The following is a 24,194-nucleotide window of genomic DNA, read 5'->3' as shown; positions in this document are numbered from 1 at the left end:
TTGATCCTATGAAGCGATATTTTTCAAAACCAGCCCTGGCTATTGGTACGTTACTGCTTTGTCTGAGTGGTTGTCAGGATTTAGACGAAACTGTATATTCGTCGGTTATAACGAATGATTTTTACCGGAGTGCCCAGGATGCTGAAGCGGCACTGACGGCGGCCTATGGATCGATCAACGATCTGTTCGATCAGGCATCAGTCGTGTTTGCTTCCGATTTTGCCGGGGATCAACTATGGGTAAAACCGGTTGTTGGCCGTAACGTATTCGCCGTTTACAGCTACGATACCGATTATTCGGGTCCCAAAAGTTTTGGCCGAACGGCCGAGAGTCCCTATGGCCTGTGGCAGTTCTGTTACAAAGGCATCGAAAATGCAAACTGGGTTATTGAGCGTGTACCGTCCATTAACATGCCTGCCAGTCGTCGGGACGCCATTGTGGCCGAAGCACTGTTTTTACGGGCCTATTATCATTTTATGTTGGCAAAAAGCTTTGGGGATGTGGTGATACGCACTACACCGAGTAAAAGCGAAAGCGATGCTATTGTGCCAAAAAGTCCGAAAGCTGACGTTTATAAGCAGATTTTTAAGGATCTGGACGAGGCTATTCCGAAGCTGCCTTCCTATTCGGTATCAACCGTAAAAGGTCGATCGTCCAAAGAAGTCGCCATGGGCCTGTATGCCAAAGCGGCTTTATACGCCGAAGACTGGACAACGGCGAAAACGAAAGCCGTGGAGGTCATAAACTCGGGGAAATATAGCCTGATGGCCGATGTACTTGATGTGTTCAACGTGGACAAGGAAGATCTGGCGCGGCAGGAAAATATGTTTGCCTTCGAAGGAGACAACAGTACCCGAGCCCGTGGCACCACGCTGATGGGTTTTTGCGGACCAGCCAACAGCGCCAGCCGGGATTATGGCAACTCAACTTTTGGGTCAATCTTCGCTTTTCAGGCTTTTTTCGACTCGTTTAACCCCGCCGATAAACGGCGACAGTTGCTGGATACAACTTTCGTCAATGTGGCGGGTAAGGTTGTTCCTCAGAAAGATATTACGCCTTACACGGTAAAAGGGGTTCTGATTAAGAAGTATATGGACCGAAATTCGGTGGGGAGTAAAGGTCGGAATAATGTGCCTATACTACGTCTGGCCGATCTATACCTGATTGCGGCCGAAGCTGAAGCCCGGTTAAATGGCCCAACGGCTCTGGCGTATCAATATATAAATGTGATTCGGAAGCGGGCCGGGCTTGCTGATCTGCAAACCGGTCTAAGCAAAGACGTCTTTATCAACGCTGTATTGCAGGAGCGAAGCTGGGAGTTTTTTGCGGAAGGTGACCGGTGGTTCGATCTGACACGTACCAATACGTTTATGACGGTGATTCCGAAGGCAGTTAATGAAGTTTTCCCCGTACGGACACCACAGCCCAGACATCGCTACTATCCGATTCCGCTGGATGAGATTCGGGCGAACCCCAAACTCGAACAGAACCCCGATTGGCAATGAGCAGACTAATCGTTTTTCTTGCTCTCCTGGGAGTAAGCTCGTTCACGAACGTAACGCATTTACCCGTCGAGCGCTCTTCGCTGCCGGTTGGTAACGACAGCCTGATCATGGAAAAGGCGCATGACGAAATCTGGCGTCGATTTGTGGATAAACATAACGTAGTGATCGATTTTGCCGATACAAATGGGCACTTTGACCGGCCCACAGCTGATGAATTTCGCCAGAATAAACCAAATGCGTTAGGCTGGTGGACACCAACCGAAAATGGTTCGATGTTTAACGGGTTGTATCTCGACGGCATTTGTCAGCGTTGGATACATCGAAATCAGCAAGCCGACCGTAATAAAGCCAAAAAATTAGTGGAGGGTTTGTTATTACTGGCATCAGTTGGCGATACGCCCGGATTTATTGGGCGTGGGGTGGCCACGGATGGAAAAACTCCGCCATCGATGGGGTCAAATGATCAGACTTCGCCCTGGTTTTATGGCCTCTGGCGATACGTGCATACTGGATTAGCTGAACCGGCGGAACGTCGGCAAATTATTGCGAAAATGGAAGAGGTAGCCAACGTATTACTGGCGGCCGATTGGAAAATACCGACTACGACGTATGCTCCGGCTCGTTATCGAAACAGTTTTGCTACGTTCAATTGGGAAGGTGCCCCACGCATGCTTTTTATCCTGAAAGCGATGCATCAGCTAACGGGTGATGTAAAGTGGGATACCTTGTATCGGGCGGCTGCTTACGAAACCGGTGGAGAGCCGCGTCGGAGCCGATTGCAGATTTGCGCAGAAGGTATGATGTTCGATGTGCCGAAGCAGTTTCGCTGGACGGGTATATCCAGTACGGTCGATGTGCGGGCATTGTGGGAAATGGAAAGTGATCCGGCCATGCGGAAAGCCTACGAACAAGGGCTGAACGCCAGTGCCCGTAGTGCTGCCAAAGATATTTTGCGGTGGCATCAGTTCGATAATCAGGATACTAAAACGTTTCTGCACGATTGGCGACGGCTGAATCAATGGTGGGTTCCTCAACGTAGCGAGCAGGATGCGCTGGACGTATCGGCTAAGCAACTTACGGAGCTGGTCAACCTGTCGCCCCGCCGTAATCAGGAACTTGGTTTTGTCCGTGAGCCACTCTGGATGGCGTGGATTGTTACGTTGGCCCCCGATGCAAAACTGATGAAGCAATACCGCGATGAAATGCTGGGCGCTATTAGCCATTTTCAGTACGATACATTGTATTACTCCCAATTTTTTCCGGTCGAAACTGTCTGGTTTCGCCTTCAAAAAACCAGCCCCGTTCTACGATGAGAGTAGTTATCTATTGCCTGATTGCCGGAGTTTGTTTATTGAAACAGACTCCGGCAGGGGCACAGTCAAAAGCGGAAAGTGCAGCAAATCAGGCGCTTGAGCAACAAATTGATCAGGCACGTCGGGAGATTAACCGACGATTTATGAGTCCGCAGTACGGCATTCTGTATGATTATGCTGGCAGAGACGGTGCCGTTTCGATTCCTACGTCGGAAGAGTGCAAAACGGATAAACCCAATGGTTTGTCGTGGTTTTCACCCATAGAAAACGGCGCTTTTTTCAACGGCATTTATCTCGACGGGTTGTGCAATCGCTGGAAAGTGAGCCGCAAACCAGCGGATGCGCAGGAAGCCCGCAGGGTAGCAAACGGTCTGGTGAGGCTGGCATCGATTGGCCGTATTCCGGGATTTATTGCACGCGGTGTTTCGGAAGATGGAGAAAGCCACCACGTAGCAGGCTCCGACGATCAGACAGGCCCCTGGTTTTACGGGATCTGGCGATACGTGAAAAGCGGTATTCCTGAGAAGGCCGAACAGAAGAAGCTGGTTCGCCTGATGGAAACGGTTGGCAATGCGCTGGAAAAGACCGACTGGCAGTTACCCTGCGATCGGAATGGATACGGGTTCCGGGGAAATCTGACTGATAAAGGATGTCGGATTTCGGCGCGGCTGGTGTTTATATACCGAGCTTTGTATGACGTAACGAAGGATAAAAAATGGCTGGACGGGTATCACCGACGATTACTTGATATACCCGAAGGGGATTCGGTAAACCGGCTGGCCTTATGCGAACAGGGTATTCCGTATGAGATCGACAATCCTGAAAAAGGGAATATAACCGAGAATGAATTCTGGATCACGGGCATTTCGCAGGCGAATCTTAAGGCATTGGTTGAACTGGAGCAGGAGACCGACATCCGTGAAAAATTTCGGAAAGGATTAAATCGTACCGCCGAAAGGGCTGCTCTACATTTAAATCGCTATAAGAATTTCGATAACAAGCATACCATTGCTTTTAACGAAGATTGGCGTTCCCTAAATGCGCTCTGGAAGCCCCAGCCAGCTATTGCCACTACGTTGGCGTTGGCGTTCCAGCAGGGTCGTGAGTGGTCGAAAATTTCCCCCGCTCGCGTGTATGAGGACAAGCATATGCGTGAACCGCTGTTTGCTGCCTGGATTGTGTTGTTATCGGGCAATCAGAAACTCATCCGGGAGTATGAAGTAATCCTGAAAAACACGCTCATGCATTACGATTGGACAAAATTATATACCTCGCGTTTTTTTGTGGTCGTTCCGGCCTATTACGAAGCAAAATTGAATCGTTTATTTTAGCCGCTTCTAAACAGGAACTGCCTGCGTCAGACGAACAGAATACGAAAGTAAATCCCCGGTAGAAACTGCCGGGGATTTTTTATTTGGCCTTAACAGCCAGTAAAACAGGGCATAGGCATAGCTGCTGATGTTTAGATATAATTATTATTGCTAATTTTATGAACATTGTAAGGTTTTAACACGTAGTCCTAACGATACGTAACGCCTTGATTCACGAACCGCAATCGGACGAGCAGCTTTGGAACGCCCTGAAACAGGACGATCAGGACGCCTTTGCCGAATTGTACCAGCGATTCCACGCTACGTTGTATAGTTATGGGCATAAACTGGCCAATAACGCCAGCCTGGTAGAAGACGCCATTCAGGACTTGTTTGTCGATATCTGGCGGATGCGCCGGTCAATTTCGTCGGCTGATTCGGTTAAGTTTTACCTCTTTCGTTCGCTACGTCGTAAGATTCATCTGCTGAGCGAGCAGGAACACCGCTTCGAAACGGCAGACGTTGACGCCAGCAATCACACCGCTGATTCCTCCATTGAGCAGTTGTTGATCGGCCAGGAGCAGGAATCCCAACTCACCCAACGATTGACACAAGCCATTGCGCAACTGCCACTACGTCAGCAGGAAGTGGTAACGCTACGTTTCTACCAGAACTTTAAAACCGAAGAAATTGCCCAGATCATGGGCATTACGGAAAAGTCGGTTCGGAACACTCTGCACAAAGCCCTGACCCACCTGCGCGATCAGGCATCCTATCTGGCTCCGTTTATCGGTCTTCTTCTGTTTTGGCTGTTAGCCTGATCGTACTTGTTGGCTTACTCCGTCGCGATTGTATTGCGTAATTCTGTTGATACGCCACGGAGCCATTCGATAAATGAGTTTGGACATTGACTGTAATCATGCACTAGCCAGGAATAAGACGTAAATTTCTGGCATAATTACACAGCCGTAAAAAGAGAACTATATGGTCGACCCCTCAAGCGAAGCGGAAAAAAATAACGTCACCTTTGCCTCACTTGGTTTATCGGAACCCCTGGTGAAAGTAGTGCAGGAGCAACACTATACACGCCCTTACCCCATTCAGCGTGACGCTATTCCGTCAATTCTGCAGGGAAAGGATGTGCTGGGCATTGCAAAAACGGGCTCCGGTAAAACTGCCAGTTTTGTTCTGCCGATTCTGGAGTTGTTCCACAGAACCAAAACCGTTACTAGTCGCTATGCCAGTGTACTGGTATTAGTACCAACGCGTGAATTAGCCAGTCAGGTGGCCGATGTGTTTCAGAATTTGGGTGTTCACCTGTTTCCCAAAGTAAAAACGGTGGCGGTATATGGTGGCGTATCCATCAACCCACAGATGAAGGCGGTGTATGGGGCCGATATTATTGTTGCTACGCCCGGCCGATTATTGGATTTGCTGGGACAGAATGCATTACAACTATCTGACATTGAGATTCTGGTTCTCGATGAGGCCGATAAAATGCTTGAACTTGGCTTTGCCGACGAAATGAACCAACTGTTTGATCAACTTCCCAAAAAACGGCAGACCATCTTGTTCTCTGCTACGTTGGGGGATTCTATTCAGGATATCAATCAAACACAACTGCACAAGCCCGTCAAAATTGAAGTGGTTGAAGAAGCTGCCAACCTCGAACTGATTGAGCAGATAGCCTATAAAGTTGATCCAGCCCGGAAAGGCCCGTTGCTACGGTATTTGATTAAAACCGAAAAAATGCAACAGGTATTGGTGTTTACGTCGTCTACCCGAACGGCAGATAATCTGGTTGTTAAGTTGCTTAAAAACGGAATTCAGGCAGCTGCCATCCATGGCCAGAAAGGCCAGCAAATTCGAACCGAAGTGCTCCATAAATTTAAGGCCGGCAAGTTGCAGGTTATGGTGACGACTGATTTGTTAGCGCGTGGTATCGACATTCAATTGCTTCCCTATGTGATCAATTTCGATTTGCCGCGTTCACCCAAAGATTATGTTCATCGGATTGGCCGAACGGGCCGGGCAGAGGCAACCGGGAAGGCTATTTCCCTAATCACACCCGAGGATGAACATCATTTTAGAATTATTCAGAAAAAGATGGGTAAGCGCGTGGAGCAACTAGAGTCCACCGCCCTGGATTTGCAGGGATACTAATCGCTTTACGGCTAAATCTACTCGTGTTTATGCTGGCTGAAAGAGAGAAAACGCAACCCTTGCCCCAAATGATAATGCTTACGTAATGGCAATTTGCTTACGTTCTCTTGCAGGAAAGTCGCTGGCCTTGGAAGGCGAGTTTCAAGTTGCGCTGGTCAGTCGGGCAGGACACTTTTTAACTTCGTGTCCGGCTGACCAGCGCAACTAATTTCCGATAGGTGTTTTCTGGGAGAACGGGGAGATTAAAGAGATGGCGAGCTAGAATAGGTCTGGGGAAGTCATGTTAAAGCTTTCAAGGAGCAGAATTAGTAAACAACTACCCAGTTATTCCCTGTTGTGTAGCGGCACTTGGCTAAAGAATCGTTGCATCATGCTCGACTTGGTAAATAACCATGTTTTATTAATTCCTCTTTTGACTCAATGGTGACTACTGATCCATCAACCAACATATAATTCCGATTCGTTACCTGCCAGACATTTTCGTAATAATGATCGGTCACAAGGATTCCTTTGCTTTCTCGTAGAGAACGAATAACCTCTTTTATAATCTGGTGATAAAGTGGATCAATCATTGAAAATGGTTCATCCAACATCAGAAAGGGGTGGTCTAGGTATGCTACTAACAGAAACTCCAGGTATTTTAGTTGGCCAATGGATAGGGCTCCAACCCGCTGATTGTCAAAGGAGGCTACACCTGGTGAATAAAATACCCGATTTTGGGCTTCTCCATTAGCAATGACTAGCGGAATAAGATCCCGGACTTTGAGGTCACTAGGCAACATGCTGTGTTGGGGAAGATAAGCAATCAGCTTCCTGGTAATACTGGTGGCAGGGTCGAAGGGAACCGTATCCAGATAGACTGAGCTGGTAGTTGCTCGCATCGTTCCAAACAGGATCTTCATTAAGGTGGATTTTCCGGAACCATTTCGGCCAAATAGGCCCACTATTTCTCCTGTACTTAGTTCGAAATGTCCTCCGTTGAGAATAGCACGCTTGCCAAAATTTTTATCGATCTTCTGTATGGATAAGTGCATATCAACCAAGTAGCATGAAAAAGGCACCTAATAGTGACGAAATGCCCAGATTAAAGAGCCAGGCTGTTAGTACGAGTCGTATTCTGGTAAATCCCAAATTGTGATAGAGATAGTACTCATTCCTGTGGAAATATTCATAGGCAAGCAGACTTAGAATCATTCCCCCCGTTAAAAAAAGTAAAATACCCTCTGCCGGACTTTTGGCGAAAGTGACTAGCAATGACAGCCCCAGATTAAACTTGGTAAGGTCAAGGTAATATTTCCAAAACGCTCTGGTCATGGTCGATTGCTCGTGCTTTGTTTCGCATGGCAATCTACAATCAATCTTATTGGTACTGTTTTGATTACAAGCTATTTAAGATAATTTGTGATTTTAGCCGAGAGATTGCTGCCGTCCGCCCACGCCATGATTGCTGGAATGCCTTATAGTGAGAAGTTATGTTCATTGAACTGGTTTTACTTCCCCGATAGCCCCACTATTTCTTATGTAGTTTATAATTTACCTAGCAACCACCTTTGCGAGGGGCACGTTTATAAAGTAGTTTACTATCTCGTTCTACGTAGTCGCCCGATATGATTGGATATGAATACTTGGGTGCGTGCGATACAGTATGACTTCTTATCCGTATTTTGTCGTTTACGTCCAGGCGATGCAATTGCTGGAATTCATTCGACTTTTCCGGCCCGAAACTAAGAATATAATCGTCGCCGTTAATCCTGACCATCATTCCGAAACCTAGTCGTGAGCCTGGCGGGAGAGAAAGAGAGGTGACTACAGCCTCCATATCGGTAATAGCACGTATATGCTTCCTTATTTTAGCTTCACTGGCATACACTTTTTTACCTTCGGGAGATGCTTCCCATTTTTTGTACTTTATACCATCTGGGGTAGCCTCCCATTTTCTCAATGCAGCTTTCTTTTCAGCAGCCGAGAGTGGCTTTGAGGCTGACTTTTTAGAAGCTTCATTGTTAATTTCACGATTAGCAAATACGAGTCCGCTTACTACAACCAGCGTTGCGATCAGCGCATAAATGATTGTTTTCATATCTTTTGTAGGTTTAATTAATTCGTTTAAGGCGTTCTTTTTGTTTTCAAGGATTTTGATCACTGCAGGAGATTACAAACCTAAACAGTTCGATCCTGTCGTCTGTCAATACGCTGTAAAAGAAGGTTAACGAATTGTAAATGTTGGTTTTACAGATCACTGTGGATTTTTACCTCCAAGCAGGTGGGCAGATTGAATATATTACCTGTACAAGGGTTTCAAAAAAAGCCTCTTTTATGAAGAATGTAGATTTCTGGAAGCCAAAGTTGATAAGAGCAGTTCAGGAATTATATCAGGTGAGTAAAACTGATTTAGTTGAACAGGATGTAAACTGCAAAATTCAGTTTGACGAAGAGGAAAACAACCAGGGATGAGATCATCAATCGTTGGTTTGTACCTGATTTTCGAGGGAGGGTTTGACTCGGGATGATGTATTGGATTTGTTGGTAATTTTAGAAAAAACTTTCCTCTTTTTGTGAAAGTTGAGTATTAGAGTAATTCTGATAATGTTGTGTTACTGACTATAAGTAAGCGATTTAGAAAATGGAAAGAGACATAAAACCGGCACACTTCTAATGGACTCGCATCATTCTTCGGAATAAATAGTAGAAAGAAATATCTTTTACCATAGTAGCTAATCTTTAATCTTCCCCTTGCATAACGTTAATGGCTGTTGCAAAAGTCTGAATTGGATTACTTACTCAAGAATTGTAAGCCAATTAGGGGCAAATCTAGGTTCAAATTTTGGCCATTTTATTAGCAAGCTTGCGACTGTTTCGACGTTTGCAACAGCTACGTTAGTCATAAAATAGATCTTAAAATGTTACAAATACTAATCAATTATTGATATGGTTAGCCTTTGCACTTTTTTTAGAATTGCTAGCTTCATTTCTAATTATGTTATTGTCGAAAATCTTGTAGATAGTTAACAATGAACACGCTGTGAAAAACGAAGCTGGTATCCAGAACTGAGAGTTTACTGAAGTAATTGGCCATATATTTCCAAATTTCTCATATCTGTTATAGGTCCATAAAAGACCAGCCCACTGAGGGATAAGACAAGCTAGGACTAGTAACCAGTTCTTTTGTAGGCTTGGCTTGAAAACTACCCACCATAAACTGAACCAGCTAATCAACAATAAAAAGAAGGGGATCTTATCGGAGAAAGGAGCGGCTACAACAAAAATGACAGACCACATCAGTAAAGGCATCGGCCCTTTACCATCATAATCGTGGATTAATAAAAAGGCTAAGAGCGATGCCACAATCAAAAGAGTAGTTAACCGATCATGACCTACTAAACGGTTGTTTTGCATATAAGTCTCTATGCATCAAATTAAGCTATACAGGGTCCAGTACCGGTCATCCAGTTAGCTAGGAAAAATACAAGTAGTATGTGGAGTATAGTATGTTATGGAAATAAAGAAAGTTTCTCGCTTACTACACCAAGGATCTGTTCAAGGAATAAGTCAATTAACAACCTTAGTTAGAGTGTAATTTTCCGGCCCTTTTACTGAGTTAATAGTAGCTGTCAGAATAAATTCTCGTTCTGATTTTTCAGTGACCATCGGTCGAGAACCATAGCTTGTCTCAATCATAAAATAATACTGTTTGTTGGGCTCAAAATGAATAGAATGATATTTACCATCAACAGCCAACCCTAAGCTATCACCCATCGCTTGCACAACAACCCAAGTACGCGCCTTAAGTAATATAGGTTTCTTCTCGTAAAAGTTGTCTTCACCTAAGCGTTTAACCCTACCATTAAATTTAAGAAATGAACTTTAGCAGGGTGCAATGATTGAGCCTTACTTTCCAAACTTAGAAAGCAAATGAGAGTCATTATTCCAATTAGAGCTTTCATAATATTTCTGGTGTATAAGTGCCATTACGTAAACTAACTGCTTTTACTGGTAGATAACAATGGTTAGATGCAACTTTATTGACAGACTAAAACGTAGACAGACAAATCTCATTAATACCTGCTTTTGTGGGACGCTATAGATAGCACTCTATCGCCAAAGGCTGATACGACCGTCGATGTTGTTAATCCTGTCAAAAAAAATCTCAAAGCGAGGGGACATTTTCAAGGTTCTTCTCTCTTGTTCTATAAAGAGGATTATTCCAGCATTTTCTTGCCTGATGAACGTAGCACATTACCGGACTTATACGCCTGAAGAACTGGCCCAGGACGACTTTTTTCGACAATGGATTCAACAGCCGTCTGCCGAAACCGATACGTTCTGGAATGAGTTTCGGCGACAATATCCCGAACGTCAATCGGCTATTATTCAGGCAAGGGCTTTTCTGAAAGCGGTTGAGCAAACGCAGACACTGCCAACTACCTCCCAACGTGATCAGATGTGGGCGGGCATTCAGCAGCAGATTCGGGAAGGCGACGAAACCAACGTAGTAACGCCGGTTCGTATCCGACGTATTGGGTTCTGGCAATCGTGGGTAGCGGCAGCCGCTGTGTTGCTATTGCTTGGCTTTGGATGGTGGTTTGTTCGGCAGCCGGATTCGGCAGATCAGCTTGCCACGTCGGCAGGCTGGCATTCGACAGATAATGCTACGTTGGCGGAGAAGCGGAATGAAACCCAGCAGCCGCTGACCGTACAACTTAGCGATGGAAGCACCGTTGTGTTACAACCGCGTAGCCGGGTTCAGTATCCGGAAAAATTTAGTTCGATCAAGCGGGAGGTGTATCTGGAAGGAGAGGGCTTTTTTGAGGTGACCAAAAATCCAGAACAGCCGTTTATCGTCTATGCAAATGGATTGGTAACGCAGGTAGTAGGAACGAGTTTTACGATCAAAGCCGTGCCTAACGTAGCGCAGGTTTCGGTAGCCGTCCGGACGGGGAAAGTGGCGGTGTACACGCTGAAAGCACTCCGGCAATCGCAGCAACGTAGCGGCAATATTGCGAATAGGTTACTGCTGACACCTAATGAACAAGCCATTTTTAATACGACTAACGAGCAGTTGACGAAGCGTCTGGTCGATGAACCCGCGCTTCTGAATAAGCCAGCTAATAACCAGTATTTTGTGTTCGATGAAGCGCCGGTAAGTGAGGTGTTTCAGAAGCTGGAACAGGCGTATGGCGTAACGATTCAGTACGACTCTACGACTTTTTCGGGCTGTAGCTTAACGGCTCCGCTGGGCAACGAACCGCTGTTCCGAAAACTGGATATTGTTTGCCAGACCATCGGCGCTACATATGAAGTGTGGGGAACCCGAGTTGTTATCAGCGGACCGGGTTGTCAGAATAAATAGAGCTAGTCAATACATCGTGTAAACCCTATCGAACCTCTTTAACCCAACTGCCTATGTAAATGACCTTGACTGAATTAGTCAAAAAAGAACCGGAGCACCGATGTAGCCGTGTTGCAACCACTGCTAGTCCGATGTCCGGCCTTACGTAACGTCTCCTTCATTTTCTGGCCTTGCAACAACCCTGAAAAGCGGGGGACGGGATTGTTTTTGCCCAAAGTTTTCAGCGCTTACGAACAAAAAACAGCTTAAAAGTATGAAAAAAAAGTGGGATTCCTTTTCCCTGTTAACACTCATGAAAATCACCGGTCTACAGTTGGTATTGGCTGTTTTTTCGGCCAGTCTGACGCTCGCCTACGATGGCTTGTCGCAGGATTTGCTGAATCGTCCGGTTTCCGTTCAGTTCGACCGGCAGGACTTAAAAGTGGTGCTACGTCGACTGGAAAAAGCCGCTAATGTGAAGTTTACCTACGTACCGCAGGTTATTGAAGCCGAAAGCAAGGTGTCGCTTCGGGCCAATAACGACCGGCTGGAAGTGGTTCTGGATCAATTGCTGAAACCTCTGCATATCAGTTACCAGATTTCGGGCAACTACATTGTGCTACGTAAAGAAATCGTTCGCGATAACAAAACATCGGCTGTTTTTGAACCGATACGTACCGACGACATCACCATTACGGGACGTATCACCGACGAAAAAGGGGGCGTATTGCCCGGTGTCAGCGTATTGTTGAAAGGTACGCAGCGCGGAACGGTTTCCGACGGAAATGGTACGTATCGGTTGGCCGTTCCCGACCAGTCGGCGGTGCTCGTATTCAGTTTTGTAGGTTATCTGAGTCAGGAATTGTCGGTGGGCAACCGGACGAGCGTTGATGTGCAACTGGCTCCTGACAATAAATCGCTGGAAGAAGTGGTAGTAGTGGGATATGGTACGGTTAAGAAAAGCGACCTGACAGGTTCGGTGTCGAAAGTAGGGGAGACCGACATCAAAGCCACGCCCATTGTGGCGCTGGACCGGGCCATGCAGGGGCGCGTGGCGGGTGTACACGTAACAACCAATTCGGCACAGCCGGGCGGTACTACCACCGTTCGGATTCGGGGAACTGGCTCGGTCAATGCCGGAAATGAGCCGTTATACGTCATTGACGGCTATCCGACGGGAAACCTGAATTCGATAAATCCGAATGATATAGAATCAATTGAAATTCTGAAAGATGCGTCGGCAACGGCCATTTACGGATCGCGGGGTTCGAACGGCGTTGTAATTGTGACTACGAAGCGTGGTAAAGATGGACAGTCGAGCGTTAATTTTGAGACGTATTACGGGGTTCAGTCGGTACGTCGGAAAATTCCCTTGATGAATGCCCGCGAATATGCCGAATTCATCAACGACGCCCGTATTAATGGCGGAAGTACACCTTATTTCGATGGCTCAGCCCCTGATCGCCCGTTGCCATCATCGCTCGGAGTAGGCACCGACTGGCAAAACGAAGTATTTCGCGAAGCGCCTATTCAGAATTATCAACTGAGTTTTACGGGTGGCGAATCCAAAACGAAATACGCTATTTCGGGCAGTTATTACGACCAGCAGGGAATCATCAAAAACTCGTATTTCAAACGATTTACGCTACGTGCCAATCTGGATCGGGAGGTGAAATCGTGGCTGAAAGTGGGCCTCTCCATGCAGGGCGCTTACACCAAAGCAAACGCGGCACGTACCGAAACCGAGGGCGGAATTGCCAGTGGCGTTACTACGTCGGCAATTAACTATGCGCCCGTTTTCCCGATTTACAACAGCGCGGGTGGCTACTATCTGGATCAGGGTTCGCTGAACGGTAATCTGGTCGATAATCCGGTGGGGCTAGTCAATGAAATCACCGACCAGAATCTGACGGCTCGAATTCTGGGCAACGTATTTGCCGACATAAAACTAGCCGAAGGGCTAACGTTTCGCACGAGCTGGGGAAGCGATATTGTAAACACAAAATCGAACTACTACGCTACGCGGTTGGTGCGTCTGGGCGCTACGTCGAACGGTAATGCATCGGTTGGGTCGGGCTTCAGCCTGAACTGGCTCAACGAAAATACGCTGACCTATGCCCGAACCATCAGCCCAAGACATAGTCTGAATGCACTCATTGGCTACACAACGCAGGGCTATCATAATGAAGGACTTACGGCCAACGCCATCAACTTTACCGACGATTATGCCCAGTTCAATAACCTGGGGGCGGGTGCTACGTTGCAAACGCCTAGCTCGTCGGCCAGCGATTGGGCACTGGTTTCGTATCTGGCCCGCCTGAACTACAATTACGACAGTCGTTTTCTGCTGACGCTAACCGCCCGACGTGATGGATCGTCGCGCTTTGGTACGAACAATAAATATGGGTTTTTTCCGTCGGGAGCGTTGGCCTGGCGTATTATCAACGAAAAATTCATGCAGAACCAGAAGCTCATCACTGATCTGAAATTTCGGACGAGTTATGGGTTGGGCGGTAATCAGGCCATTGGCGATTATCAGTATCTGTCGGGGCTGGTTGTTAGCACGTCTGTTTTGGGCGGAGGCTCCCCTGTGCTACGTACCGGCTGGACACCCAGCGCGATCAGTAACCTCGATTTACGCTGGGAGAAAAGTGCCCAGTTTGATATCGGAGTCGACGTTGGCTTGTTGAACAACCGGATTCAGGTAGCCGCCGACTATTACGTCAAAACCACGTCTGATCTGCTCTTTCAGGTTAATATTCCACAGACAACGGGCTACAGCTCTGCGCTGCGAAATATTGGTAAGGTCGAAAACCGGGGATTTGAGCTGTCAATTTCGACGGTAAACGTTGATAAAAAAGATTTTCGCTGGAATACCGAATTCAGTGTAGCAGTCAATAAAAATAAAATCCTGACCCTTGACGGTCGTCCTGAATTTGTGACAGGGAATGGTGTTGGCCATCTTCAGGTAACAAATCCTGTTCTCCTGAGAGTGGGCGAAGCGTTGGGCAATTTCTACGGACGTATCACGGAAGGGATTTTCCAGAATCAGGAAGAAATAAATAACTCGGCGCAGAAAACGGCTAAACCGGGCGATTTCAAATACCGTGATCTCAACGGCGATGGAGTAATCAATGACAACGACCGAACCATTATTGGCAATGGATACCCCAAACTTTTTGGTGGCCTAAACAATACCGTAACCTACAAAGGGATTGAGTTGAATGTGTTTTTTCAGGGAATAACCGGGAATCAAATCTTGAACTATCTGCGCTTTGATCTCTATAATCTCAACGGCAACAACAATCAGGCGCAGGAAGTCGTGAACCGATGGACACCAACCAATCCGAGCAACGAAATTCCACGCGCAACGCTCACCGGCGGGCAGCGGATTCTGTCTTCATTCCAAATTGAAGATGGTGCTTATCTGCGGCTTAAAAACCTGTCGCTGGGCTATAATCTACCTGCTACGTTGCTGAACAAAATCTCGATTCGGAATGCGAAAGTATACGTAGCAGCCCAGAACTACCTCACGTTTACGGCCTACAAAGGCTATGACCCGGAAGTGAGCCGATTTGGCACTACGTCGATCAGTCAGGGTATGGATTACGGCGGCTATCCGGCGGCCAAAACGCTCCTTTTTGGTTTAAATCTGACCCTCTAAACGCCTTATTCTATGAAATTAATCTATGGTTTTTCCATCGCGCTTGCGGGTTTGTTAACTGCCTGTGTCCCTGATCTGGACTTAAACCCACCCGGTTCTCAATCGGTTGGTACGTATTACAAAACGGCTTCCGATGCCGATGCCGCTACGTTGAGTATGTACGGCCAATTGCGGGCCATGTACCGCGACGAAATAGTGGTTACGCCCAATGTGATTGCTGCCGACGATGGTATTCCGTTTCTGACGGGCAACGCCGACCGGGTGGCTATGTGGCGCTACGGTATCATTTCGACCAATACGTTTGTCGGCAATATCTGGAGCAATGCCTATACGGGAATTCAGCGTTCCAACGTAGTGATCAGTCGGGTTCCGGCTATTCCGATGGATGAAACGACGAAGAAAAGTTACGTCGGTGAAGCGAAGTTCCTGCGGGCCATGCACTATTTCACGCTGGTTCGGTTTTTTGGTGGTGTGCCGTTAGTGACAAACGAAACCACATCGCTGGACAATGTGAACGTAGCACGCGCTTCGGTCGATGACGTGTATAAGCTGATCGAAAGCGACCTAAAGGAAGCCGAAACCGTTCTGCCCAAAAGCTATTCGGGCAACAACATTGGTCGTGCTACGTCGGGAGCAGCCAAAGGGTTGCTGGCCAAAGTGTACCTGACCTGGGCCGGTGCTAATGCGAGTTCACCCTATTGGGCGCAGGCTGCCGCCAAAGCCAAAGAAGTGATGGATATGGGCAATTATGACCTATGGGCAAATTATGCCGACGCCTTTGATCTGAAAAATAGGGGAGGCAAAGAGTCGCTTTTCGAGGTCATGTACATTACCGATCTGGCCGGGAATAATTTCACAACGGGTTATGCGCCACGCGGTGCGCCGATTGTTCCGAGTACAGGCAGCGGCATTTTCCGGGTTAGCAAAAGCCTGTTCGATAGTTATACAGCCGCCGACAAACGGAAAGCCGCTACGTTCCTGACCTCGTATGTTCATCCAACGACTAAAGCAACCGTTACGTTATCGACCGACGACGCTGACCCGGCCAGAGCGGTATCGTTCTGGAAACTGGCTGATCTTACCTCTACCGTTGGTGGTGGAGGTGGTAAAAGTTTTGTTGTTCAGCGCTTTTCGGATATTCTGCTCATTTATGCTGAAGCCCTTAGCGAAGCGAATAACGGCCCAACTGCCGATGCATATACAGCCATAAACCGGGTTCGGGCGAGAGCTGGACTTGAACCGCTCAGCGGATTAAATCGCCAGCAGTTTAAAGACGCTATTTTGCAGGAACGCCGACTGGAATTTGCCTTCGAAGCCAATCGCTGGTTCGACCTGACCCGAACAGGCCGTTTGCTGACGGCTGTTGCGGCTGAGACCAGCTATGGCCGTAGCCCGGCCATCAAAGCAACTAACGTAGCATTTCCAATTCCCCAGCGTGAAATGGATGCGAATTCGGCTTTGAAACAAAATGATGGTTATTAAGGAGGCTGGTAAAGCTGCTAACTATTACCACCCCCTGCCCCCTCCTAAAACAGGAGGGGGTTCGTGAAAAAGGTCACTTCTGCGCATTCCCCTCCTGTTTTAGGAGGGGGTAGGGGTGGTAAAATCAAACATCCTAAATCGTATTTACGTAATGATTTTTCGAAAACAACCGCTCGGCGGCCCGATTATACTCTTGTTTTTTCTTCTATCGTGGAAGACGCTGGCTCAGCAGACATACGACGTCGTGATTTATGGCGGTACGCCAGCCGGTGTCGCTGCGGCTATTCAGGTCGCGCGCGTGGGGCAGTCGGTGGTGTTGCTGGAGCCGGGGAAGCATCTGGGCGGTATCATGGTTGAAGGGCTGGGAGGCACGGATATCGACAATCATCGGGAGTTTCAGAACAGTTCGGCTGTGGGTGGACTGGCTCTGGAATTTTACCGACGTATCGCCAAAGCGTATGGACGTGCCGATGAGTTTGAGGAAGTACTACGTACCAAAATCAAGAAACCCGATATCTGGCGTTTCGAATCCAGTGTAGCCGAACGGGTGATTACCGATTGGGTTGCCGAGCATAAGATTTCAGTAGCCTACGAAAGCCTTTTGCTGGAATCGCCGGAAGCCGTTTCGAAAAAAGGAACGGCCATTCAACAAATCAAACTGACCAACGGCAAAACATATCGGGGCAAAATATTTATCGATGCTACGTTGGAGGGCGATTTGCTGTATAGAGCCGGAGTCAGTACAGCCATCGGACGGGAAGCGAACAGCGTGTATAACGAAACCAAAAATGGGATTCGGAACGTAACGGATCACAATCAGTTTGCGGTGAACGTAGACCCGTACAAAACGCCGGGCGATCCGAAAAGCGGGCTGATTTATGGCGTCTCTGCCGAACCGTTAGGTGAACCGGGTTCGGGCGATCATCGTTTGCAGGCGTATTGTTTTCGGGTGTGTATGACCAACAAGCCGGAGAACCGGATTCCGTTGCCTAAGCCCGCCAACTACGACCGCAAAAACTATGAACTGTTTGAACGCTACCTGAAGGCGGGCGGAAAACTATACAAACCCGGTGCCAATCTGCCCAACCAGAAAACGGATTTTAACGGTGGCCGCGACGTATCGCACAATCTTAATGGCATGAATTACGCATATCCGGCCGGAACGTATCAAAAGCGTCAGGAAGTAGTTGATTATCATCGGAGTTTCACGCAGGGGCTTTTCTATTTTCTGGCAAACGATCCCGAAATCGGTCGGCTCGATCCTGAGTTGCAAAAAAACTGGTCGGAGTGGGGATTACCGAAGGACGAATTTACCGACAACGGCGGTTGGCCCCGGATTTTCTACGTTCGCGATGCGCGACGGATGGTATCGGACTACGTCATTACCGAGCATCACGTCAAAAAAGACAAGCCTACGCCCGTTGAAGATCCTGTAGCAATGGCGTATTGGCCCCCCGATGTGCATAATGTTCGCACGATAGTACGCGACGGGTACGCCTATAACGAAGGCTTTGTTTTTGGCGGAAAGGAATGGCAACCGTTACCTATTTCGTACCGGGCGCTGGTGCCGAAAGCATCACAATGTACGAATCTGTTGTCGGCGTCCTGCCCATCGTCAAGCCATATTGCTTACGGGGCGATACGTATCGAATTTACCTTTATGGCTATGGGGCAGGCGTGTGGCACGGCGGCTGTGCTGGCGAATCAGAAACGGACTACGGTTCAGGAAGTGAAGTATACGGATTTGAAACCGCTGTTAGTTCGCCAGCAGCAGGTAATAACAATTCCGTAGGCTTTTGCTACGTAGCAGATCTGAAAAATAAGTTTTATAATAGGTTGGTAGTGTACTTTTCCCCGGTGGTTTCTGCCGGGGAATTTTGTTGTACTACCAGAAAAACAGCAACACAATAACCATATAATCGCGCAGTTGGAGACGTAGCAACTTGAGCGCTTTGGACAGATGGTACTCGACGGCCTTATCCGTTAACGACAAACGTTCGGAGATTTCGGGAATGGATTGGCCCTCGAAGCGGCTTAGTCGAAAGACTTCCTGTGTCTTTGTTGGAAGTTTAACGAGTTCCGATTCAATGGTTTCGATCAGGTTATTGTACGAAACCTGCTCTTCGGTGGACGTAGTGACCTGTGGTGCAAAAAACTGCTGATAGGCCTGGTATTTCTGCTCGACTACCTGACTTTTGATATGGTCTATGACCGAATATTTCAGCGCCCGGAATAAATACGCATCCACTTGCCGAACATCCAGCGATTCGCGTCGTTGCCAGAGCTGGACGAATAAATCCTGCACTAATTCTTCGGCTATTTCCCGTGATTTAGTCTTCTGGAAAGCAACCCGATACAGATCGTACCAGTAGCGTTCGTAGAGTTCAGCAAGCGCCAGCCGATTGCCACCCGATAAGGCCTGCAATAGCTGTCCATCATCCCAGTCTTTGAAAAAAGAGGCTTGCCCGCTCATTGCTAGTCAACAACGATTTCCATCAAAAGTATGAACTAAATTATAGTTTTCTGAAGAATAATTCTATCGTAGGTCGTGGCCATTTCGACAGGATTAACAGGATTTACAAGATTATTTCGCCATTTGTTATCCTGTAAATCATGTGAATCCTGTCAGAAGAAAAAACAATCGGATTGGATAATGATAATATTTTTTACTGGTTAAGCCTTATTTTATATAAATAATCTACTATTTCTGGGAAGCGTTTAGGGTAATTGCCCGGCTTTGTCGACTTCCACAGTGAGAATCGACTGAACCGCCGATGATGCCGGAAAAAGACTTTATTCGCCTGATTGAACGCTACCGGGCCGGGCAATGTACCGACGAAGAAATCAAACTAATTGATCAATGGTACGATCAGTTGGATGGCAACACGCGCCTGTCGATGACGGAAACCGAGCGGCTCGATTTGAAGAAAAAACTCTGGCATCAAATCAATGACGAGGTCGATTCCGACGAAGAAAATTCCCCAAAAGGCAAACTGATTCAGCTACCCTTATTCAAACGTTGGGTTGCCGCTGCGGCCATTGCGATTATTGTAGGTCTTGGTACGTTCATTACGTATCGATACCAGTCTGCTACGTTGGCTACGAGCAAAAACGCCAACGTAGCGAATACAGAGATTGCCGAGCATACCAACAAAACCGACAAAGCGGAGTCGATCGCGCTTAGCGATGGGAGTATAGTACATCTCCAACCACAGAGTTCAATACGTTATTCGAGGAGTTTGAACAGCCCCAAACGCGAAACGTGGCTTACTGGTAAAGCGTTTTTTGAGGTTCAGCGCAATCCTAACCGGCCATTTCTGGTCTATAGCGGCAAGGTAGCAACGCGCGTTCTGGGGACGAGCTTCTGGGTAACGGCGCCAACCAATGCGCAAACAGTGGAAGTGGCCGTGCAAACCGGAAAAGTGGCTGTTTTTAAGAATGCAAGCCAATCCAACAATGTCGATAAGAAGACGAATGATGAGGCCGACGCCGTTATCACGCCCAATCAGAAAGTCACCATTTTCGTAGAACAGAACCGGCTGGCCAGAGGGTTGGTCGATGAACCGAAACCCCTCACGCTGCCCGTGCGGGCCAAACCGTCCAGCTTTACGTTCGATGCCAGTCCTTTGCCAGAAGTACTGCGTCAGCTTGAGCAACTCTACGGCATTGAGATGGTCGTTGGTAATAAAGACCTGACCAACTGCCGATTTACGGGTAATATTTCCCAACAACCGCTGTACAGCAAGCTTGAATTGCTCTGTCAGGCCATTGGTGCTCATTACGAAATCCAGGGCCCACGAATCATCATCAACGGCGCAGGCTGTACACCTTAACCCTTACCTTTTCTCACTACGTAACGCTATGCTTATGAACTAACCTTACCAACTAAAAAAAGGCCGATAGTGCGGCTACACCATCGGCCTGATACGTCCCCATTGATTCGCGTCAGTACTCATCTGCCAGGATGAGCCGGGGATTGTTTTGTCGAATTATTCCTATCACCCAACAAAACATACCAAAAGTATGAAGTTTTATCGAATGTTCGGTTTGTACTGTCTGACCGTCATGAAAATCTCGTTTCTGCCTGTTTTTCTGAGTCTTCTGCTGGCCAGTGCGTCACTGGCGTACGATGGCAAAGCGCAGGATTTCCTCCGCCGACCCGTTACCATCAAAGCCGACGAAGTGGCGTTGAAAACAATGCTTACCCGGCTGGAACGTATCGCCGAGGTTGATTTCGTTTATAGCCCGAGTACGGTTCCTGTAGCGAAAAAAGTGTCGTTACACGCTCAGAATCAGGAATTATCCGCCGTGTTGGAACGTCTACTGAAACCAATCGGCCTGACGTATCAGGTAATTAGCGGACAAATTGTTATTCAGGCAATACCGAAGCAGCAATCTGCTACGTCGAGTATTGCTGAACTACAGAATATTGCCCTGAAAATGCCCGAAGCGGCCGATAAAACCATTTCGGGTACCGTCAAAAGCGAAACCGGCGAAGGCTTGCCGGGGGTGAGCGTTGTCGTCAAGAACACGACGCGTGGCACCACTACCGACGCCGACGGAAAATACCGGCTGAACGCGCCCGACAATGCCACTACGTTGGTGTTTTCGTTCGTGGGGTATCAGAATCAGGAAGTGGTCATTGGGAGCCGAAGTTCGATTGATGTGCAGCTCGTACCCGACGATAAATCACTGTCTGAAGTGGTGGTTGTGGGATACGGAACCGTTAAAAAAAGCGATCTGACGGGTTCGCTGGCGCAGGTAAAAGCGAAAGAGCTGAATGCCTATCCGGCTACGAACGTACTACAGGCCATGCAGGGCCGGGCGGCTGGTGTGCAGGTGTTGCAAAATACGGGTGCACCGGGCGGCAGCGTGAGCGTCCGTATTCGCGGAACGAACTCATTGCAGGGGAGCAACGAGCCGCTCTACGTAGTGGATGGTTTTCCGATCAATGGAAGCAACCCAACCCAGCTCAACAACGCCGATATTGAAACCATCGAAATTCTGAAAGATGCGTCGGCCACGGCCATTTATGGGTCGCGGGGAGCCAATGGCGTGGTGCTGATTACGACCAAACGCGGGAAAGCCGGAAAAACGCGGGTCGATCTGGAAACCAGTTACAGTACGCAAAGTCTGCGGAAAAAACTGGACCTGATGAATGCCAAAGAATATGCGCAGTTCTACAACGAACAGGCCGTAAACGACAAACAGAATCCGTATTTTACGCAGGCGCAGATCGATGCGTTTGGGCAGGGTTTCGACTGGCAGGACCTTGTTTTTCGGAAAGCTCCCATCAAAACCCTGTCGCTGAACGTGAGTGGCGGCAACGAAAAAACGCAGTTCTCCTTATCGGGTAGTACATTCAATCAGGAAGGAATTATTCAGGGGAGCAACTACAATCGGTATTCGCTACGTACCAACATCAGCCATACCATCAGCGACAAGTTCAGCATCAATTTTTCGGGTACCCTGTCGCGCTTGCAAACCGGGCAGAAAACCGTTAGTGGAGGTAGCCGGGGTAATTCGATGATTGCCGGAGCCATTGCCGCTCCGCCCACACTGACGCCCTACAACGACGATGGTACGTATCGGACGCTGGCCATTGCCTACCCGTTTGTGGCAACCGACCTGATTAACCCGCTCAACTTTATCAATGAACGTAGCGATGACACCAAAGCAAACGTAGCGTTGCTGAATACGGCCTTGATTTTTAAGCCCGTCGAGTCGATAACGATTAAAATAGCGGGCGGCATCGAAAACCGCGACGACCGACGCGATCAGTATACCACCCGGAATTTTGTAAACTCGACTGGTTCGGCCTTCGTCAGTACGAGTCAGTTTACCAGCCTGTTGAGCGAGAATACGATTAGCTATGACAAAACCATCGCGCAAAAACACAGTATTGCGGCCGTCGCGGGGTTTACGTACCAGAATTTTCTTACTACGTCGCTGGGTGCCAGTGGCGTAGGTTTTCTGAGCGATACGCCGGGTACATACGATTTGGGGTCAGCCACAACGCCGGGCATTCCGGGGTCGGGTTACGCAAAGTCGGTGCTGTTGTCGTATCTCGGACGTATCAATTATTCATACGACAGCAAATACCTGGCAACGGCCAGTATTCGTCGGGATGGATCGTCGAGATACAGCGAAGGCGACAAATGGGGGTATTTCCCGTCGGCAGCGCTGGCCTGGCGCATCTCCAACGAGGGTTTTATGAAGAACAATACGTTTGTCTCTGACCTGAAACTTCGGGCAAGCTGGGGGTTAACGGGCAGCCAGGCGATTGACCCTTATGCTACGTTGAGCCAGTTAAGTTCGGGTAAAACGGTGTTGGGCGACGCGCTGTATACAACCTATGGTCCTGAAACAACCCTGCCCGGCAAACTGAAGTGGGAAACGACCGAACAGAAAGATATTGGCGTCGACTTTGGGATTTTCAAAAACCGGATCATCCTGACCGCTGATTACTACGTTAAAAACACCCGCGATTTGCTGACGACGGTGGCGCTGCCCTCATCGCTCGGTTACCTGACAACGATTCAGAATGTAGGCGAAGTGCAGAACAAAGGGCTGGAACTTGGCATCGATAGTCGCGTTCTGACGGGCGATTTCAAGTGGGATGTGAACGCCAATATATCGTTCAACCGGAATAAAGTAGTGAAACTCTACGGCGGGCAGGATGTATTGGGGGGCAGTATTGGCGTAGTGGTTGTCAACGACGTATCGAACATCCTGCGTGAAGGACGGCCTATTGGTCAGTTCTGGGGCTACGTAGAAGACGGCTACGACGACAAAGGCAAGATCAGATACAAAGACATAAACGGCGACGGTACGATTTCGACCGCCGACAAAGCCTATATCGGTAATCCAAACCCGAATTTCATTTTTGGCATCAACTCAGCGATGTCGTACAGAAATTTTGAGCTGACGCTATTTGTGCAGGGCGTGCAGGGCAACGACTTGTTTAATGCCAGCGCCATTGGAAGCACCATCGATTACGGTTTCGGGCTGAATATGCCGCGCGAAGTGTTTCTGAATCACTGGTCGCCGTCGAATCCGAACGCGAAATATCCCATTATCAGCAACAGCGTAAACGCTCGTCTGTCGAATCGTTACGTAGAAGATGGGTCGTATGTCCGCCTGAAAAATATCCAGCTGGCCTACAATTTTCCGCTGGCGAAATGGGGCGTAAACTGGGTGAAAAATGTGCAGCTCTACGCCAGTGGTCAGAATTTGCTCACGCTCACGAACTACTCGTGGTGGGACCCCGAAGTGAACTCAAACGGCGGGGCTAAGGCCACATCGCAGGGGATTGATTTTTACAGTTATCCTGTCGCTAAATCAGTCACGTTTGGCCTGCGGGCGGGATTTTAATTGTGAATGATAGAATGGTAGAATGATTGAATAGCTGCCGCGAAAAATCATTCT

Annotated in this window: 16 protein-coding genes; 12 read left to right on the top strand and 4 right to left on the bottom strand. The window is 48.0% G+C overall.

Annotation, left to right across the window (positions count from 1 at the left end; translation table 11 throughout):
* Positions 1-8 precede the first annotated feature (8 nt).
* The 5 genes from GK108_RS15480 (at position 9) to GK108_RS15460 (ending at position 6,291) form a co-directional block, all read left to right on the top strand.
* Positions 9-1,505: a RagB/SusD family nutrient uptake outer membrane protein gene (locus GK108_RS15480; protein WP_163950070.1), complete on the top strand. Its 1,497-nt coding sequence runs from the start codon at positions 9-11 to the stop codon at positions 1,503-1,505.
* A complete protein-coding gene (locus tag GK108_RS15475) occupies positions 1,502-2,818 on the top strand; it encodes a hypothetical protein (RefSeq protein WP_212592810.1) in 1,317 nt (438 codons plus the stop codon). Before GK108_RS15480 ends, GK108_RS15475 begins: the two co-directional genes overlap by 4 nt.
* Positions 2,815-4,149, top strand: a complete 1,335-nt coding sequence (locus tag GK108_RS15470) for a hypothetical protein (RefSeq protein ID WP_163950066.1) — start codon at positions 2,815-2,817, stop codon at positions 4,147-4,149. The genes GK108_RS15475 and GK108_RS15470 overlap by 4 nt, the downstream gene beginning before the upstream one ends.
* Before the next feature lie 206 nt (positions 4,150-4,355).
* Positions 4,356-4,949, top strand: a complete 594-nt coding sequence (locus GK108_RS15465) for an RNA polymerase sigma factor (protein WP_212592809.1) — start codon at positions 4,356-4,358, stop codon at positions 4,947-4,949.
* Between the two features lie 163 nt (positions 4,950-5,112).
* Positions 5,113-6,291: a DEAD/DEAH box helicase gene (locus GK108_RS15460; protein ID WP_163950063.1), complete on the top strand. Its 1,179-nt coding sequence runs from the start codon at positions 5,113-5,115 to the stop codon at positions 6,289-6,291.
* Positions 6,292-6,659: 368 nt separating this feature from the next.
* Here GK108_RS15460 and GK108_RS15455 read toward each other — a convergent pair whose 3' ends face one another.
* Complete coding sequence (locus tag GK108_RS15455; protein WP_163950058.1) at positions 6,660-7,325, bottom strand: ATP-binding cassette domain-containing protein; 666 nt, start codon at positions 7,323-7,325, stop codon at positions 6,660-6,662.
* 503 nt (positions 7,326-7,828) lie between these two features.
* Positions 7,829-8,371, bottom strand: a complete 543-nt coding sequence (locus GK108_RS15450) for a hypothetical protein (protein ID WP_163950041.1) — start codon at positions 8,369-8,371, stop codon at positions 7,829-7,831.
* A 236-nt stretch (positions 8,372-8,607) separates the two neighbouring features.
* Between GK108_RS15450 and GK108_RS15445 the strand changes: the two genes are divergently transcribed.
* The gene (locus GK108_RS15445; RefSeq protein WP_163950037.1) at positions 8,608-8,745 is read left to right on the top strand and encodes a hypothetical protein; all 138 of its coding nucleotides are present in this window, start codon (positions 8,608-8,610) and stop codon (positions 8,743-8,745) included.
* Between the two features lie 462 nt (positions 8,746-9,207).
* Here GK108_RS15445 and GK108_RS15440 read toward each other — a convergent pair whose 3' ends face one another.
* The gene (locus GK108_RS15440; RefSeq protein WP_163950033.1) at positions 9,208-9,687 is read right to left on the bottom strand and encodes a hypothetical protein; all 480 of its coding nucleotides are present in this window, start codon (positions 9,685-9,687) and stop codon (positions 9,208-9,210) included.
* Between the two features lie 826 nt (positions 9,688-10,513).
* Between GK108_RS15440 and GK108_RS15435 the strand changes: the two genes are divergently transcribed.
* The 4 genes from GK108_RS15435 to GK108_RS15420 all read left to right on the top strand — a co-directional run bounded on the left by GK108_RS15435 (position 10,514) and on the right by GK108_RS15420 (position 18,558).
* Complete coding sequence (locus GK108_RS15435; protein WP_163950028.1) at positions 10,514-11,641, top strand: FecR family protein; 1,128 nt, start codon at positions 10,514-10,516, stop codon at positions 11,639-11,641.
* A 253-nt stretch (positions 11,642-11,894) separates the two neighbouring features.
* On the top strand, positions 11,895-15,284 hold the full coding sequence (locus GK108_RS15430; protein WP_246224917.1) for a SusC/RagA family TonB-linked outer membrane protein: 3,390 nt from the start codon (positions 11,895-11,897) through the stop codon (positions 15,282-15,284).
* A 12-nt stretch (positions 15,285-15,296) separates the two neighbouring features.
* Positions 15,297-16,766, top strand: coding sequence for a RagB/SusD family nutrient uptake outer membrane protein (locus GK108_RS15425; RefSeq protein ID WP_163950025.1), 1,470 nt, complete (start codon positions 15,297-15,299; stop codon positions 16,764-16,766).
* A gap of 151 nt (positions 16,767-16,917) precedes the next feature.
* Entirely contained in the window at positions 16,918-18,558 is a 1,641-nt protein-coding gene (locus GK108_RS15420) for an FAD-dependent oxidoreductase (RefSeq protein WP_163950022.1), read from the top strand.
* Between the two features lie 93 nt (positions 18,559-18,651).
* On the opposite strand, the gene GK108_RS15415 is transcribed toward GK108_RS15420, so the two are convergent.
* Positions 18,652-19,239, bottom strand: coding sequence for an RNA polymerase sigma-70 factor (locus tag GK108_RS15415; protein WP_163950019.1), 588 nt, complete (start codon positions 19,237-19,239; stop codon positions 18,652-18,654).
* 301 nt (positions 19,240-19,540) lie between these two features.
* On the opposite strand from GK108_RS15415, the gene GK108_RS15410 reads away from it, so the two are divergent.
* Entirely contained in the window at positions 19,541-20,599 is a 1,059-nt protein-coding gene (locus GK108_RS15410; protein WP_163950017.1) for a FecR family protein, read from the top strand.
* Between the two features lie 190 nt (positions 20,600-20,789).
* The gene (locus GK108_RS15405) at positions 20,790-24,140 is read left to right on the top strand and encodes a TonB-dependent receptor (RefSeq protein ID WP_246224916.1); all 3,351 of its coding nucleotides are present in this window, start codon (positions 20,790-20,792) and stop codon (positions 24,138-24,140) included.
* Positions 24,141-24,194: the final 54 nt, after the last annotated feature.

It is taken from the genome of Spirosoma terrae (genome assembly GCF_010435915.1).
GTDB classification, from domain to species: Bacteria; Bacteroidota; Bacteroidia; order Cytophagales; family Spirosomataceae; genus Spirosoma; species Spirosoma terrae.
This window is presented reverse-complemented; position numbering and strand designations above follow the sequence as displayed.

Coding starts and splice junctions, on each gene's coding strand:
- GK108_RS15480 (WP_163950070.1), top strand. CDS start 9: ATGAAGCGATATTTTTCAAAACCAGCCCTGGCTATTGGTACGTTACTG.
- GK108_RS15475 (WP_212592810.1), top strand. CDS start 1,502: ATGAGCAGACTAATCGTTTTTCTTGCTCTCCTGGGAGTAAGCTCGTTC.
- GK108_RS15470 (WP_163950066.1), top strand. CDS start 2,815: ATGAGAGTAGTTATCTATTGCCTGATTGCCGGAGTTTGTTTATTGAAA.
- GK108_RS15460 (WP_163950063.1), top strand. CDS start 5,113: ATGGTCGACCCCTCAAGCGAAGCGGAAAAAAATAACGTCACCTTTGCC.
- GK108_RS15455 (WP_163950058.1), bottom strand. CDS start 7,325: ATGCACTTATCCATACAGAAGATCGATAAAAATTTTGGCAAGCGTGCT.
- GK108_RS15450 (WP_163950041.1), bottom strand. CDS start 8,371: ATGAAAACAATCATTTATGCGCTGATCGCAACGCTGGTTGTAGTAAGC.
- GK108_RS15445 (WP_163950037.1), top strand. CDS start 8,608: ATGAAGAATGTAGATTTCTGGAAGCCAAAGTTGATAAGAGCAGTTCAG.
- GK108_RS15440 (WP_163950033.1), bottom strand. CDS start 9,687: ATGCAAAACAACCGTTTAGTAGGTCATGATCGGTTAACTACTCTTTTG.
- GK108_RS15435 (WP_163950028.1), top strand. CDS start 10,514: ATGAACGTAGCACATTACCGGACTTATACGCCTGAAGAACTGGCCCAG.
- GK108_RS15430 (WP_246224917.1), top strand. CDS start 11,895: ATGAAAAAAAAGTGGGATTCCTTTTCCCTGTTAACACTCATGAAAATC.
- GK108_RS15425 (WP_163950025.1), top strand. CDS start 15,297: ATGAAATTAATCTATGGTTTTTCCATCGCGCTTGCGGGTTTGTTAACT.
- GK108_RS15420 (WP_163950022.1), top strand. CDS start 16,918: ATGATTTTTCGAAAACAACCGCTCGGCGGCCCGATTATACTCTTGTTT.
- GK108_RS15415 (WP_163950019.1), bottom strand. CDS start 19,239: ATGAGCGGGCAAGCCTCTTTTTTCAAAGACTGGGATGATGGACAGCTA.
- GK108_RS15410 (WP_163950017.1), top strand. CDS start 19,541: ATGATGCCGGAAAAAGACTTTATTCGCCTGATTGAACGCTACCGGGCC.
- GK108_RS15405 (WP_246224916.1), top strand. CDS start 20,790: ATGAAGTTTTATCGAATGTTCGGTTTGTACTGTCTGACCGTCATGAAA.